The organism is Vibrio sp. T13N (assembly GCF_032970445.1).
GTDB classification, from domain to species: domain Bacteria; phylum Pseudomonadota; class Gammaproteobacteria; order Enterobacterales; family Vibrionaceae; genus Vibrio; species Vibrio diabolicus.
Window position 1 is genome coordinate 1 of record NZ_JAWJYE010000012.1, and the last position, 15,829, is coordinate 15,829.

The window sequence follows — 15,829 nt, forward strand, 5'->3', positions numbered from 1 at the left end:
TTTCATCGATCAACTCAAATATAAGCTCAAGACGCTCATAATTGCACAGCGCGGCCAACTCTCGTAGGTCTTGAGGATCCAACTGGTTGTTTTGAGCTTTATTTTTTAACTCTGCCCACCTAAGTGAGTTGACCTTAGGAGCAATCTGCCCGCTTGATACTCCTATTAAAAAAGGAGTTAATTCAAACTCAAGAAGACGCGAACACAAAGTCACCAGTTTGTTAGATTTCATTCCAATACCTCTGCCTTACGGAAACGTAATTATCTCATTGAAAAATATAAACATCAAACGAGCCTAAAGTGGGCACCTATCCATAGTGATCACTGACGAGCAATCATACTACATATGCTAAACAATTTGATATAATGTTGAATATTTCAGATTTAATAGGATTTTGATGTGAACCTTTTTGTTCGAGATCTCACCGTTATCGACTCTTCTTACCTATGCGAAACACGAGGTATGGTAGGTGAGAGCTGGATTTTAGATATCAGCCTCTCTGGTGAACTAAACGAGATGAGCATGGTACTGGATTTCGGCCAAGTGAAGAAACAAATCAAGCGACTGGTTGACGAGTATGTTGATCATAAGTTGCTAGTGCCCACTAAAAACAAAAAAATATTCGTCGCCAACACGAAACAAGGTTATTCCTCTGTTGACCTAATACGAGGAGACCAAGGAATTCACGTTCACTGCCCAAATGAAGCGCTTTGCTTGGTAGATGCAGACACAATCACTATGTTTAGTGTGACCAAACACCTCTACACCATCCTTAAATCTCATCTACCACAGAATGTGAATGATCTTGAATTAACGTTGAGAGCTGAAAGTATAGATGGCGCTTTCTACCATTACTCTCACGGGTTGAAAAAACACGACGGCAACTGCCAGCGTATTGCACACGGCCACCGCTCACCAATTGAATTGATAGTTAATGGCATGCGCGATGCACAACGTGAAGCAAGATTTGCAACCCGCTGGCAAGATATTTACCTTGGTTCAAAAGAAGATCAAGTAACACTCGCAGAGCTTTCACTGAACATTCGTAACAAAAAAATCAACGACCACACTCACTACGCATTTAAATACACGGCGCCACAAGGCAAATTTGAACTGGCTATTGCCAAAAATGAAACCGAAATATTGGAATCAGATACTACTATCGAGTTGCTTGTTAACTATATTGCTGATGAAGTAAAAAAAGACTTAACAGCGGAAGATACTTTAAAAGTCATTGGTTATGAAGGTGTTGGTAAAGGTGCTATTGCAACTCGATAACGTCCTGGGTCATATCTACTCCCTGCGTGTTCCATAAGGAAGAGTTCTAGATCTTACAATTAAAGAATGACTACAGCATCCTAACCTCCTGAGTTAATCAGGATTTTGGAGGGATAGTGGTCGCGTCTAACCGCATCCATGTTTAGAACGCCACATTCTCTCCCTCACCAGAGCTCCTACCTAAGCATGCTTCCTAAACATCACCTAGGTATGTAGTCAGCCCCACTGCTCGTGTGATCTCCTTACCGGGCGTCGACCTTTTAACATTACCCCCTTCACGGGGCATTCATATTTACGCTATTGGATGAGTATCCAAACTAACTTACGCTTTTTTATGTCTTTTAGTGACTTGTGAGCCGTTGCCTATATGTTATGTTTAGGCTTGAAGCCATAAACAGAAGAGGATTGTCGCAGTGCTTATTGAGCCTTTGACCTTCATCTCATAAAAAACACAAGAAACTGATAAAAAGAGTAAGTGCAGACTTTTTTCTTCAGTTCCTTAAACGAAAAGAGACTCAACCAGTCTAAAAATAAGAATACAAACGCCAACAACTAAGGAAACAAACATGCAAAAGAAACTCAAAATACAAGGCATTGAAGAATTCACCCCAGAGAATATCAACCCTAATTCAGATCTATTGGGGATGATTGCTCTTGTAATCGCGTTTATGCTCTTTGTATTGCTCCTGCCTTAAGCCCCAGCAAACTGAATTAGAAATATACAAATCAGCCCAACAACTCTCATACCGCGACCTTCTATCTATACAAATCAAAGTTGTGTAGGACTCCAGACGAACCAGTCAAAAATTCCCCCCACAATCAGCAACCCTGTAAGACTGCTATTTTCGCGAGCAATCACGCAAGAAAATCCCTAAATAGACCTCACTTATCCTTCTACCAGTATATCTATCACCAAAGAGCCAAAATGAAGGAACTCCAATGCCTGTACAGAACAAACTAAGCGTCAAACAAATAGAACATACGAAATGCCCTGCTGATAAAGAGAGCCTGAGACTAAACGATGGGGGTGGTCTGGTCGTTGTTTTCTATAGTTCAGGTAGGTCGGTATATCGCTTAAGAATAAAAGGTTTGAATGGAAGAGAGAGCCTGTTAACGCTTGGAAAAACAACCTCTCTAAAACTAAAAGAAGCCAGAAACATGCGCGACAAATTGCATAGATCGAGGGGTAAAGGCGAAGAACCGAAACACGTATTAGAAAGAATCTGTGGCAAAGGTAAACTTACCGTCAATGGTTTAGTTTTTGAGTATCTAAAAACAAAAAAACGCACATGGAAGCAAAGTAATTATGATAAAGAATATCAACGAGCAAAAAAGTACATTACAAAGTCTTCCTTGGGATCAACTCCTGCTCATGCACTGACGCTGACGCACATCTATGATTTTGCAATTAGTATGGATAATAAGGGCTATGTATCTCAACACAGAAGAGTCATTGATATACTACGAAGAGCTTACAACCTAGGCCATATAAAATATGGTCTAAAGACGCCTGATTTCAGCAATATCAATCACTTCCTTGTTAAACATCGACCAAAACCGCATGCGTGTGTTGAACTAAGTGAAGTCCTTGAGCTATCTCGAATGGTAGTGTCATCCAAAAGTTCAGCTCAGGTTAAGCTCCTATTCGACTTCATGTTTTTGACCGCTCTTCGCGCTAAAGAGGCGACCCAAAACACATGGAGTAATGTGGATTTTGAAGAATATACATTAACAATTCCGAAAGAGCTTTCTAAAAATGGCTTAGAACATGTTTTGCCTTTGTCACCACAAGCAATTCACGTACTCAAACTAGCTAAACTCATATCAGGCAACAGTGAGTATATTTTCCCTTCACCACAAAAAGCTAAAGACAAGCCTATCAGTACCTCCGCACTGGGTAACTTATTCCGAAAACTTGGGTTAAAGGGCCAAATGACCGCTCACGGGATACGCTCCATCTTTAGCACAGAATTGCATGAAGAACTTGAATTGGAAGATTCAATGCTCATTGAGATGATCCTATCTCATACCGATAACAATAAAGTTCGTGCTGCATACAACCGAACTAGGTTTATTAACAAACGGAAGAAAATTATGTGCATATGGGGAGAAAAATACTCCGAGGTAACCGAGAAACACAGCTGTGTTGAGTCCGTAGAAAAAGGGCTACGAGCACAAGGCATAGCCACACCTAATTACCCTTGATTTTTAAACCACACCTTACTTTTCTGATAAATAGGAGTATTCGTGTTCACAAAACTTCAAATTGCAAAAAAGCTCTCAGTGAGCAAAGGCACCGTTTCAAACCTGCCGAACTTTCCAAACAAAATTGAAAGTGACTTTATGGGTAAGTTAGCCGTGTATCACACGCAAGAAGTGAACGCTTGGTTTCTTGGTATGATTAATCAACGTGGCTATCAATATTTTGGGGATATTGAAAATGTGAGCACTCCTTACGCTATCTAGTGTCATTGACGGAGCAAGGCACTGAATAAAACTAACCCAACAATTGCGGTATTCTGTTTGACTCTTAGCACTCAAGTCCACGAGGCTTGCTTCAATATCAATGTTGCCTAGCAGTAGGCTTTCCTTCTTTTTTTCTCCCCTGAAGTCGTCATAAATTGACTTAACTTCGTCAATGGTAGGGCTAGAAAGCTGAAGAAGTCGATTAGCTAAATCAGAAGCCAACCTAACAGCAGTGAGGTAATCTCTTGTTTTTAAACTCAGAGTAGGCTGGTGGTGCGTGCCATTATTCCTAATGCTCCATCGAAAGGTATAGACACCTGTTCTACTAGTAAAAAGGTACAATGCTTTGCGTGAGGGTAAACGATGATTTGATAGCATGTGTTAGCTCCAGTGTGGGTTATTGCTACCTTGTAGAACCTTCAGATATGAAAAAAGGCCTGATAAATCAGACCTTTTAGAATGTGGCGGTGAGTGAGAGATTCGAACTCTCGATTGCAAGCTACCAAGTTTAAAACAATTAAAATCAACAAGTTAACTATATAAGACTGCAACCATTTGTACCAGTTTTTTGTACCTTCGTCCGTGTATATACCAATACTAATCAATATCTGATTTACCCTTTATTGGCATTAACAGCCTTCAGTACCTCTAAAATCATATTACTTTGTTTTACATCAGGTTCATTTTTGTTAAAGACCTCCATGATTAGCTTGATTTTAGTATCACGCTTGAACTCGAGAATTTCCTGCTCACCCATTTTTTTACAATCTAGTGAGTTCGTAATTTGCTCCGCTAGAATACCTGCTTTAAGCATTACCATTTTTTCAGTATTCAGTAATACGATATGCTTAATCAAATAGAAAAGTGCGCCAGTAAGCCCTCCAATAATCAGAGTAGTGGCTGCTACTAAAGGCAGTCTACTGAGTAGAATATCCCATGAACTTACGTGAACTAGATAAGGCAACAATGAACTAATTTTTTGTCCATTTGTGTAGATATATTCAGCCATTAAAGCCAATCCTGAGAGCAGTAAAATTGCAAGAACGTAATATCCTTTAAGCTGTCTCCAAGTCTCTTTGGAGTGCCCTATAGTGTCAAATGTTGTAAGATTCTTCTCTCTTTTTGCATCAGCGAGCTCTTCTTTGATACCCCTTAAAGAAGCAGTTTGCTCAACACTTTCTTCTTTTAAACTTTTCAGCTTAACTTCTTCTTGCTTGCACGAATCAGCGTTGGACTTTAGCTCTTCTTTCACAGCTTGTAGACGCTTAGACTCTTCCTCAAATTTAAGGAATAGGTTTTCATATTCTTTAGTAACTTCAGTTAAATCATTCTGTACTGCGTCTAGAGTACTTTGACTTCTAGAAAGGTTAGTTTCTATGTGAGACTTTTGATGCTCTAAGATTTCAATCTCACTCTCTAAAGCACTAAATTCATCATTTTTCAGCTTTATCTGTGAGTTAATAACTTGGAACCGGTTTTGCAGCTCCTGTCTTTGAATTAAGGGAATTTCACGGACTTTATCAAGTAAAACTCTAACACGTTCAAGTTTCTTATAATCGGTGAAGAGAGAACCAAACTTAGCAATTTTTACAGCGGTAAATTTGCAACGCTGTGGAAGGATAACCCCTAGAACTGTATCCTTAACTGAATAGGTCGTCACAGACTTGTTATCTGCAATACTAGTTGTCCACTTTGTGAAGACTTTCTTATCTTCGCCTATATAGGATATAAGTCTTAAGACACCTTCATTTTTATTGTATAGAGTAGCCGCACAGATAAACTCAGAAAGTATAACTGGTTCACTGAACAGCACTACGTTCTCTCCACGTAAAGCGCTTTTATCATAATTAGCCAAAAGAAGAGCATCATTTACAAACTTCRTATCATCTGGCTCAAGAGAAGTAACATCAAAATTCTCGTACTCGCGCATTAGCGATGTACGGCTTCCTGCTGAAATATATTCAAAGAAATTATCGAGAGCATCACTGTATGCTTTCAGTGAGTTTGACATTTCTTGAGTTGAGAGCTCATCAAATAGCTCATCTAAATCAAAATGTTCCATATTATCGCTTTGAGTGCTTTTATTATTCATTACAAGAATCTTCAACTAGATTTAGTGTGACCGATATGAACTTATTACCACTGCAATTAATATACAGCAAGTCACATTAGATGAAATGCTACCCAACATGAGTTATTGACTACTTAGTGATCAATAGTTCATTTGAATAGAGATTTTTTACATGTACCCTCTAGGTATACCCAAACGACTACGGTCAAACCTTGATCAAACAGTACCCAATAGGGTTGAATTTGAATTGTGACCACAATAAAATCTCTAACATCTTAGAGTTAAACGGGTACACCTAATGGCACACATAGCTTATCTACGTGTTTCGACCACAGACCAAAATACAGACCGTCAACTTACAGATTCTGCTATCACCTTTGATAAGAGCTTTACAGATAAATGCAGTGGTGGCTCAACTAAACGACCAGCATTAGAAGCTCTTAAAGACTACGTTCGAGAAGGGGATACAATCCACGTTCATAGCATCGACCGCCTAGCTCGTAATTTGGTTGATTTGAAGCAACTAATAAACGACTGGACTAGCCAAGGTGTTAGCGTGAGATTCCACAAGGAAAACCTAAGCTTTAATGCTGGTGGAAGTGATCATATGTCTGAGCTTATGCTGAACATGCTAGGAGCTGTAGCTCAATTCGAGTTAGCAATGATTCAGGAAAGACGTCAGGAAGGCATTGAGAAAGCTAAAGCAGCAGGGAAATATAAGGGTAGACCAACTAACACAACTAACCACCAGCGTATCGCTGAGCTACGTTCACAAGGTTTTTCCTTGAGAAAGATTGCCTCCGAAATAGGAGTCTCCTTATCCACAGTCCAAAGAGCCTTAGCAAAGACTTAGTACACCGTAATTACCAAAAAAATGAAGTTTTATAAATCCCGTTTTGTGTGTGCGTAACGGTACGCCGCAATCGTATTCGATATGTATTACCCCGAACCCTCCCCCCTCCTAGGGTTCCAGTCAAACCAAAAAGAGAAACATTAATAATTAATCATAGACCTACAGGTACATAACACACTATGAATCAATTCATGGCAGATAGCAGATTTGCGTATTTAGACCCTCGAACTCTCATACTCGATCCCGCGATGCAAGCCCGTGACGTTGAACTCATAAAAGACAAACGAGAACGTTCAGCGCAAGAGATTAAGCAAGAGAGCCAAAGTAAGGAGATTCTTGAAGACCTTCGTAATGGACAGCCTATAAGGCAACCTATCACTGTTTTTGTGATTGATGACAAGTATTACGTAGTGGATGGTTTCCACCGCACTGGAGCTTGTTTGAAGTACCTTGAAGAAAACCCTGATGCTGAATTAATGATTAACTCGTTGATCATAGAAAACCGTACCTACGCTGAGGCATTCTCAGCAGCCCAAGATGTCAACCAAGCACATGGGGTTGGAGTTACTAAAGATGAAGCAACGCAAGCTAAGTTTCGCAAGCTAATTGTTAACCGAGAGTTTGGCCTAAGCGTCTCTCAAATAGAGGAGCTTGTTGGGTGTAGCCGTGGTCAAGCTGGACACATCGCTAACGGCTTAAAAGCTTGCAAAGAAGCATTAGGGAATGACATCGAGATGAACGACTTAGAGAGCTTTGTTGAAAGCCTCAAGTTTGGCTTGGAGTCACGTTATTACCTACCCCAAAGCTGTTGGGACTCTAAGGGTTTCCCGAAGATTAGACGACTCTCAGATGCTTTTAAGGGTAAGGAGTATGTGCCTGACAAAGATGATGAGCAGTGGGAGCAAAAGCAAATTAAAGACGTCTCAAAGAGCATCAGCCGCCTCGTTGAGTTCTTTGGAGAGGATATCTTCAGGGAAGGCTTAAGGAAGTTCACTAGGGGCTCTCAACTAGGTATCTCGATATCTCAACGGAGTAAGTGGCTGGAAAAAGCTGGGACTATCGAAGGAAGTATTCAAGATAAAAATAGTGGAAATAAAGCCCCTAACGTAACAGAAAACTACGAGTTATAGAAATGACATTGTGAGCTCGTAAGCCTTATCCCACAAGGCCTACGGGCTAATTCAAACCAAAGTGTACACGTGTGTACAGTGGGGAGACTTTAGGTGTACACAACAGTGTAAAGACACTAACTAAAAGCTACCAAAGACGTTGGACAGCCAACCTAGGCAAACAGTCTATTGCTTTCTTCTTAGCCTTCATATCAACCGTACCGTATGCTGCTCCGATATTAGCCGGAGCGTGACCAGTGATAGCATCACTAACAGAATCAACCACTCCTAGGCCACGCAAAGCTGTTCTCAAAGAGTGTCTAAACGAGTGTGATGGCTGCTTGGTTATACCTAACGTCTTGACTTGTTTACTCCACCACTTACCAATAGCACCAGACCTTTTACCGTGTTTGTTTGGCTTGTGCTCAGGGAATAAAAACTCTCCACAGGACGCCACATAATCCAAAAAGCCCAAATCAATGAGATGATCATGAATCGGTACTTGTCGAACTGACTTAACGTTTTTTACGTTCTGCTCTTCACCCTCACGAACATAAATAAAATGAATACCTTCGTCTGACTGTTGTATATCTGACCTTCTAAGTTGAACCATTTCTTCAATCCGAGAGCCCGTATACCTGCATAGAAGTGGTACCCAATAACAAGCCATGCCATAAGGCTTATTAGCAGTAGCGTCAGTGAATATATCAAACTGAAATAACTGGTTGATCTCACTAGGGCTAAAGCCTTTAGCTTCGGCAACCGCTGACTTATTCTGCACTTTAGGAAGTGTTACACCTTTGTATGGGTTGACGTCTATCAGACCAAGCTCAACAGCATAGCCAAATACAGGAGAAGTCTTTCTGAGAATAGTCTTAACGGTTGAAGGAGCTATTGTTTCGAGCCCCTTTGTCTTAACAAGCTCAAGCTGCTCAGGTACTGATTTGTTTCTAATTTCTTTAGCTTTAGACTTAGGTAATTGTAACAGGGTATCTTTGTATTTTGAGATATGACCTCTGGTTACATCAGCAACGTCTAGATCCCCTATTATCTCTATAAGACGCTCTATCTGAGACTCAACCTCTGCCAAGGATTGAGAAGCTTTGCCATTAATAGATGCAGACTCAAGGTAACGCTTCAATAGGCTCGAAATGGAGTTCTGAGATGTTTTCAAAACCCTAGACGGTATCTTATCAGGCTTAGACACTGAAATGGGCTCACTAGCGATTGAACTGGTCACTGGCTCATACCCAAAGTCTCGCTTGTGACGAGCCAAGCAGAGAGACTCAACTCGACGGGCGTAATCATAAAAGGCACAGACCAAACGTCTATATGAAGCGCTTGTCTCACATACAACTAAACCTTCTATTTTTAGCTGCTCCTCAATGAAGTCTTTAAAACCTTCCAAAAGCTCTTGGTATTCCTCTTCAGTAGCTTTTGACGCATCTAGACCACTAAACTCAAATGTGTCAGACAAGCCGAATACGTGGAGACGCTTATCGCCCTCAACGCCATACCATTCATATCGAAGATAGCAATCATAGTTACCATTACCATCAACCTCATCTTTAACACGCAGATACCAACGCTCGGCAATGATCGCGCAATCACGGACATTAAGCTCAATATCAGATGAATTAGATAGCTTTAAATTAGCGAAGTCGATTTGCTTGAGCGCATCATCAAGATGCTGAGGAAATCGCTGCTTTGCTTCAGAAAGGTTTTTCGTTTGAAGAGATTTCTTGAAGACTGTCTTACCGATTATAGGAACCAGCTTTTTTGGGACAGCCATTCTAAAGTAGTAAACACCAGTTTGAGGATGCTTATAAGGACTTGCCATGATGTTCGACATTGTACCTACTCTTTGTACCAGTAGGCAGCTTACATTAAAACACCAAACCCCTGTATTATAAGAAGTTCTTACACTACAAGGGCTTATAGAATGTGGCGGTGAGTGAGAGATTCGAACTCTCGATACGTTGCCGTATACACACTTTCCAGGCGTGCTCCTTCAGCCACTCGGACAACTCACCGAATCAATTTTTGTTAGCATCATTGGCTAACGAGGCGCTAATTTAATGATTATGTGCCTGATGGTCAAGGCTAAACATAAAAAAAAGCGCCCTTTTCCACTCGATTGCTCACTAAGTAACTAAATTGAGCAAAACTGGGTCATTTAGATGCTTTGAGAATAACCGGGAACACGGAACCAACGGCGGCACATGTCCAAGAAGTACCCATACAACACACCCATACCGCAAGAAATAATGGCGTTACTTGTCACCGCGGTCACTATTTGGTCTGTAGACGCACCAACTGCGAATAAAATTCCTGCATAAACTGGAGACTGAAAAAGCACATAAGCGACCAGATCAGATACGTTTTTCATAAATGAAGACGGCGATACCTTGTTACCCTGACGTAGTACCCAATCACGAAAAACGCCATACGGCCAAGCAATAGCAATATTCACTGGAATAGATAGTGTACGTGATGCTAAAGATTGCTCAAACGTCATCCCTGAAATCAAAATCTCGACAATCATCCCTGTGATAAAGCAAAAAACAACCATAGCAAAGGTATCCGCTGCGGCGTGACGAATACAAAATGGTCCGCGAGACTTCATTAACCAACCCCTAAAATTAAATACCACCAACAATAAACAAAATAAAACTATCAACCATCAAACAAATACATGACCAGTTAATAAGGCAATTAAATCACATAAAAAGCAGCGTATGGCACTGTATTTGAAATCAAGTTGTAAATTTATAACCATTTTTTTAAATGAAAGTAGTTTTTTTCACCACCAACAACTAAAAACGCCTAAAATGACGTAAAAATGGTAGAAAAATACGGATTTAACTTACACAAAAAGTGGGATAAGTGATTGTTTGGATGGAGGGTTAGGATAAAGTTCGGGGAATAAATGATCATTCTAATAACTTATGCTACTGAGTTGTAAAAATTCAGAGTATTCCCGATGTGAGCGCAACTGAGAGCCGCACCGTTTCTCTTATGACAGAATCCAACAGCAGCGCTAAGCTCATTGAAAGTAAGGAAAAAACAGACGATTCAGCTAAGGTTAGGTATGAAGAGTAAAGACAATTCATGATTGCGTTGAATCGCGCTATATGGATTAAGCTATGATGATGCGAGCAAGAGCGTTAATGTGTCGATATCATCTTGGTTTGGAGACTGCTGACGCTTTAAGTTACGCCTTATTCGCTCGGCAACTAAAGAAACGTCTTTATTAGCATCAGGGGTGACTTGAGCAATAATCGCTGAAATAGCCTCTAGCGCTTCGTTGAGATGACCATTATCTAGAGCAACATAGAAGTTTAGTAGCCACTTTTCCGCATCAAGGATATCCGTTGTATTATCACCAAAGTCCGACTGGTATTGGTATAGCCGTGCTGCATGGAGATATAACGCATCATTTAATTCAGACTCCACAATTGGTTTCGCAATTATGTGGTCGGCTCCTACATTTATCATGCGCTCTTGTGTTTCTTTGAATACATCCGCTGTGCAGCCAAAGATCAGTACCGACTTTACAGGCGAACTCATCGCTCGAATGGCTGATATCGCCCCAACACCATCAAGAACAGGCATATGATTGTCCATTAATATCAAATCAAATGACTGAACGGCCACCTCATCGACGGCAAGCTGACCATTTTCAACACTTGTGCACTCAAAGCCTTTGGCTCTTAGGAAAGTTTCCATAATGATTGCATTTGTTCGGTTGTCTTCGACAATGAGCGCTTTCAAACCTTTGCAATTCAGCTTATGTGCATTGACTGCTTCCACTTTCCCAGGCTCACAAGGCGTAAGCGCGATCTCGACGGTAAAGGTTGTCCCGACATTCTCTTGACTCTGCACAATCACATGCCCTCCCATATGCTCGGCAATTTCTTTTACTATCGCTAAACCAAGCCCTGTACCACCAAACCGCCTAGTCGTCGAGGACTCCGCTTGTTCAAAAGGACGGAAAATGCGTTTTTGCGCTTCTTGAGAAATACCGATACCCGTATCTTTCACCGCGAGAATAAGCTTGGTACCTGCCTTGCTCGATTTCTCGGTCAGCTCTACCTCTACGATGCCTCGGTCGGTGAACTTGACAGCGTTGTTTAGTAGGTTAAACAATACTTGGCGCAGACGGGCTTTGTCATTGTTGTACCAGCGCCCTGTTGGCAAATGAGACACTACTCTAAAGCGAAGGCCTTTTTCTGCACATAGTGTTTGATAAACACTTTTTATGCTGCCGATGATCGACTCAATTGGGAAAGGCGTATTTTCGAATTCAACATGTCCTTGCTCAATTTTTGAGTAATCTAAAATCTCATTAAGTAACGTCATCATATGATCACCTGAGTCATAAAGTGTTCTCAGGTGCTTACGTTGATCATCGGTGAGTGGCGTTTTTAACAATATCTGAGCGGTTCCTAATACACCGTTCATTGGCGTACGAATCTCATGGGATAATGTGGCTAAAAATGCCGTTTTAGCGTTCGTCGAAGCCTGGGCTTTTATTCTCTCTTGCTCTAGATAGATGGTTTTTTCATTGAACTTCTCGATGAGCTGTCCAATTTCATCTTCGCTATCGTAATCAATGTCTATGATCCCGCCAGTTTTCGAGTCATCAATCTTAGCCGCAATACGGACAATCGGTTCGACAATGTAACGATTCAGCAAGTAATACCCGACCAGTACACACAAGAGTAAGAATGGAATGATCCTCCCCTCAACACTCATGACTTGTTCAAACACTTGATCGGCTACTTTAGCTTTCGCGTTGACAACTTCCATCCGCCAATCGAACTCTCCGAAATCAAGCTCACTGACATAAATTTCGTCTGTTAGTTGGAAGTTGTGCTCAATAATCACGTTCGATTCAGCATCGCGAACCACCACACCTAAAGAATGCAGGTTCGTGTGCTCTCGAATAAACTGAAAAAGTGCATCAAGTGATAAGTCTACCGTTACAACGCCAGCGAATTGACCGTTTTGATAATATGGGGAAGACGCAGTAATCATCTGAACCTGAGTAAAAGTGTCGATATAAACCGTAGACCAACTCACAGAACCAACTGGCGCTTCAGCTGCTGCCTTATACCATGGTTCATTGTCATAACCGCCAGATTCAGGATTATTGTAGGAGTGAATTTGGTCAATACCGCCATCACTGTTTTTATTGAAGAATAGGCTTTTATATCGCCATTGTTCAGCTTTGAGTTCTGGTTTAGGCCATACGCCACCACTGACGTGCATCTCATCACTCAATTGGAGAATATGCGGAATTGTTGTGTTGAGAGATTGAATATTTTCAGTCCCCTGGGCGAGTCCTGCAAGGCTGCTCAATACACCGGTAGAGCTAAGGAGAGGCTCTTTAATCTCTAGAGCAAGCAGTTGGGTGCGTAACTCTAGGTTTTGCTCCAGCTTTTGCCTAACCGGAGGCTCGACAACCAAATAAGCAACAGAACCAATCGTTGCGATAAAGAAGCACAGGTACAGTGTCAGGGCGAGAATGCTTTTTTTTCTAAGTGATGAGCGAATTTCCATAGATGTCTGTGAATCATTCCCTAATATCGATTTATCACAAATTGATTGGTAAGATGAGCGCAATCAACCAGCCCATTAACAAATGGTATTCTATTTTGAAACTACAAGACATCCTTTCTCTCCCAGAACTTGACGGTAAACTACTAAACCTAGCAAAAACTCAAGGCTTTGTAACAGCGATGGCTGCTGCGCCAAACGTATTAATGCCTCAAGAGTGGTTGCCATTCTTGTGGGGTGGTGAAGAAACAGCGCCATTTACTGACGGTGAGCAATTAGAGCAATACATTGATGAGATTGTACAAATATGGAACCAAACTCGTCCTGCTCTTCTAGAAGGATCTTGGCAGTGGCCTGAAGGATGCGCGTTAGATGAACAAGATATTGTAACAAGCCAGACCCGTGATTTCTGTGAAGGTGTATTACAAGGTTGGCAACTTGCTCGTGATGACTGGGAAACGCTAATGCCAGAGGACAGCGAAGATAATGCTCTGCTCGGCGGTGTTTTGCTTTCTCTTACGATGCTTTACGATCCAGAAACGACCATTGAAACGTTGGCAGAACAAGGCATGGAAGGCTTAGAACAGTTTGAAGAGATCTTCAATGCCATGCCAGTGATGCTATGTGGTCTTATTCAGCGCGGTGTTGCATTAGCTGAAGAACAATAAGACACAACGCTGTCGACCATCAAGATTGAACCGCTGAATAGACAAAAGCTCTCTGGATGGAGAGCTTTTTTGATCATGTTAAAATCACATGTGGAATATATCGCGCCATATCTTGCGTGACTAAGCTAGTGTCTTCCCGAATCGAAATCCCAGCGGCTCTATCGTTGACTAGCCAACTGCCAATTAACGTATGGCTTTGCCCAAACTTGGGTAACGGACGATACTGCTGGACGATATTGAATTTAGATTCATAAGGCCCTGCCGTTTTGAGTATGCGTTTCCCACCTTTGACGATCTCAATATTTGCGCCTTCTCGAGAGAATAGTGGTTTGATTACATAGTCTTTCAAACCGTTCGCTTTTGAATCGTTAGCAAAATAGGCAGGTAAAAGATTAGGATGATTCGGAAAGCGCTCCCACAATAACGGTAAAAGTGCTTTGTTGGATAGAATCGACTTCCACATGGGTTCTAACCAATTCACTTTCGCGGTCGCTAAGTATTTCGCATATTCCTCTTCAAACATAAACTCCCACGGATAAAGCTTGAACATCCAACGAATCGCTCTGTCATCTGCATCCACGAACTGACCATCTTCCGTCGCACCAATATCTTCGACATAAACAAACGCCGTCACTAACCCAGCTTCGCGCGCGCAATCTTCTAAATACTGGACAGTCCCTTTATCTTCTTCAGTGTATTTGCAGCAGCTAAAGTGAAGGGTTTGCCCGGGTTGATATTTGGCTATCTCGGAAAAACGCTCAATCAAAAAGTCTTGAAGAATGTTGAATTGATCCGCGCTCTGGTGAATTAGACCTTTATTTACAACATCCTCTAACCACACCCACTGCCAAAAACCCGTTTCAAACAGGCTGGTCGGCGTATCCGCATTGTTCTCCAGTAACTTAGCTGGCGAAGTTCCGTTGTATGCAAAATCCAGACGCGAATAGAGTGAGGGTTCATTTCGGTGCCACGAAGAAGCAACCTGCTCCCACATAAATTCAGGGATCGCACATTGCGTCAGCAACCTCTCACTCCGAACTACTTCATCCACAATAGCCAGACACATCTGATGCAGCTCTTCAGTGGGCGCTTCAATATCGTTCTCTATTTGCTCAAGCGTGAATTGATAGTAAGCACTCTCATCCCAATACGGTTGGTCATACATGGAATGGAAGCCAAAACCAAACTGGCGTGCTAAATCACGCCAGTTTTCTCGTTCTTGTATTTCTCGTCGAAACATAGTGCTTATTAACCGCCTCGGCTGACCGATACCGCTTTACCAAACCCGCCTCGAGACATTGCTCTACCAATAGTTCCGCCACCACGTTTATTTAGGTTACTGGTCGCAACCTTCGTCGGCTGATTACGATAGGAACCAAAAAATTGTCCGGCACCATTATAGAATTTGGATTTATAGCGATACATTGGTTCAGAGTAATAGCTCTTGTTGTAACCTTTCAAACCGCTCAGTGCGCGACTGTAAAAGAAGCCCCCAAAGTGAGGCACATAAGCTCGGGAACTGGAACTGTAGTAACAATCGTCTTCGTAAAAATCATTTTCACATTCGAACTCATTGTTGTAGCGAGGGGCATTTCGTTCGGCGCGAGCCAAAGCTTCTTGATAAGCAATATCGCACTGCTCACTGAACTCTGGCGAGTTTGATTTGCATTCATCAGCGTCAGAAAAAATGTAGCCTTCGGTTTTCGATTCTTGTGTCGCCAAGAAGAAAATACCGCCAAAAGCAGCAAAGGGAATAATTTTCCCAAGCTTTAAACTTTTGTCCATGGAAGAACGTTTAACGTTAGAACTCCGCTTCATCGT

14 protein-coding genes and 1 tRNA gene are annotated in these 15,829 nt (G+C 41.6%); 7 read left to right on the plus strand and 8 right to left on the minus strand.

The window, feature by feature from the left end:
• Window positions 1-232: hypothetical protein (locus tag R2S67_RS17780; protein WP_317346079.1), on the minus strand; the 232-nt coding region annotated here is incomplete at its 3' end.
• Between the two features lie 168 nt (window positions 233-400).
• Between R2S67_RS17780 and R2S67_RS17785 the strand changes: the two genes are divergently transcribed.
• From R2S67_RS17785 to R2S67_RS17800, 4 genes are all read left to right on the plus strand, one after another.
• Entirely contained in the window at window positions 401-1,279 is an 879-nt protein-coding gene (locus tag R2S67_RS17785) for a 6-carboxytetrahydropterin synthase (protein WP_317346081.1), read from the plus strand.
• 566 nt (window positions 1,280-1,845) lie between these two features.
• Complete coding sequence (locus tag R2S67_RS17790) at window positions 1,846-1,974, plus strand: hypothetical protein (RefSeq protein WP_317346083.1); 129 nt, start codon at window positions 1,846-1,848, stop codon at window positions 1,972-1,974.
• Window positions 1,975-2,218: 244 nt separating this feature from the next.
• Window positions 2,219-3,484: a tyrosine-type recombinase/integrase gene (locus R2S67_RS17795; RefSeq protein WP_317346084.1), complete on the plus strand. Its 1,266-nt coding sequence runs from the start codon at window positions 2,219-2,221 to the stop codon at window positions 3,482-3,484.
• A 42-nt stretch (window positions 3,485-3,526) separates the two neighbouring features.
• The gene (locus tag R2S67_RS17800; protein ID WP_317346086.1) at window positions 3,527-3,745 is read left to right on the plus strand and encodes a hypothetical protein; all 219 of its coding nucleotides are present in this window, start codon (window positions 3,527-3,529) and stop codon (window positions 3,743-3,745) included.
• A gap of 613 nt (window positions 3,746-4,358) precedes the next feature.
• Here the strand turns inward: R2S67_RS17800 and R2S67_RS17805 are convergent.
• Window positions 4,359-5,837 carry a hypothetical protein gene (locus R2S67_RS17805; RefSeq protein ID WP_317346088.1) on the minus strand — a complete coding sequence of 493 codons (1,479 nt, stop codon included), beginning with the start codon at window positions 5,835-5,837 and terminating at the stop codon, window positions 4,359-4,361.
• 277 nt (window positions 5,838-6,114) lie between these two features.
• On the opposite strand from R2S67_RS17805, the gene R2S67_RS17810 reads away from it, so the two are divergent.
• Together R2S67_RS17810 and R2S67_RS17815 are read left to right on the plus strand one after the other, a co-directional pair.
• Window positions 6,115-6,669, plus strand: a complete 555-nt coding sequence (locus R2S67_RS17810; RefSeq protein WP_140184647.1) for a recombinase family protein — start codon at window positions 6,115-6,117, stop codon at window positions 6,667-6,669.
• A gap of 191 nt (window positions 6,670-6,860) precedes the next feature.
• Complete coding sequence (locus R2S67_RS17815; protein WP_258501134.1) at window positions 6,861-7,799, plus strand: hypothetical protein; 939 nt, start codon at window positions 6,861-6,863, stop codon at window positions 7,797-7,799.
• 127 nt (window positions 7,800-7,926) lie between these two features.
• Here R2S67_RS17815 and R2S67_RS17820 read toward each other — a convergent pair whose 3' ends face one another.
• The 4 genes from R2S67_RS17820 to R2S67_RS17835 all read right to left on the minus strand — a co-directional run bounded on the left by R2S67_RS17820 (window position 7,927) and on the right by R2S67_RS17835 (window position 13,343).
• Window positions 7,927-9,630 (minus strand): site-specific integrase, encoded by a 1,704-nt coding sequence (locus R2S67_RS17820; protein WP_317346091.1) that lies wholly within the window; start codon window positions 9,628-9,630, stop codon window positions 7,927-7,929.
• 93 nt (window positions 9,631-9,723) lie between these two features.
• Window positions 9,724-9,811 (minus strand) — tRNA-Ser (locus R2S67_RS17825).
• 143 nt (window positions 9,812-9,954) lie between these two features.
• The gene (locus R2S67_RS17830; protein ID WP_005390779.1) at window positions 9,955-10,404 is read right to left on the minus strand and encodes an L-alanine exporter AlaE; all 450 of its coding nucleotides are present in this window, start codon (window positions 10,402-10,404) and stop codon (window positions 9,955-9,957) included.
• A gap of 518 nt (window positions 10,405-10,922) precedes the next feature.
• Entirely contained in the window at window positions 10,923-13,343 is a 2,421-nt protein-coding gene (locus R2S67_RS17835) for an ATP-binding protein (protein ID WP_317346093.1), read from the minus strand.
• A 53-nt stretch (window positions 13,344-13,396) separates the two neighbouring features.
• Between R2S67_RS17835 and R2S67_RS17840 the strand changes: the two genes are divergently transcribed.
• Window positions 13,397-14,008: a YecA family protein gene (locus tag R2S67_RS17840; RefSeq protein ID WP_317346094.1), complete on the plus strand. Its 612-nt coding sequence runs from the start codon at window positions 13,397-13,399 to the stop codon at window positions 14,006-14,008.
• 73 nt (window positions 14,009-14,081) lie between these two features.
• On the opposite strand, the gene R2S67_RS17845 is transcribed toward R2S67_RS17840, so the two are convergent.
• Both R2S67_RS17845 and R2S67_RS17850 read right to left on the minus strand, forming a co-directional pair.
• Window positions 14,082-15,248 (minus strand): glutathionylspermidine synthase family protein, encoded by a 1,167-nt coding sequence (locus tag R2S67_RS17845; RefSeq protein ID WP_317346095.1) that lies wholly within the window; start codon window positions 15,246-15,248, stop codon window positions 14,082-14,084.
• Window positions 15,249-15,256: 8 nt separating this feature from the next.
• Window positions 15,257-15,826, minus strand: a complete 570-nt coding sequence (locus R2S67_RS17850; protein ID WP_104971479.1) for a DUF1190 domain-containing protein — start codon at window positions 15,824-15,826, stop codon at window positions 15,257-15,259.
• Window positions 15,827-15,829: the final 3 nt, after the last annotated feature.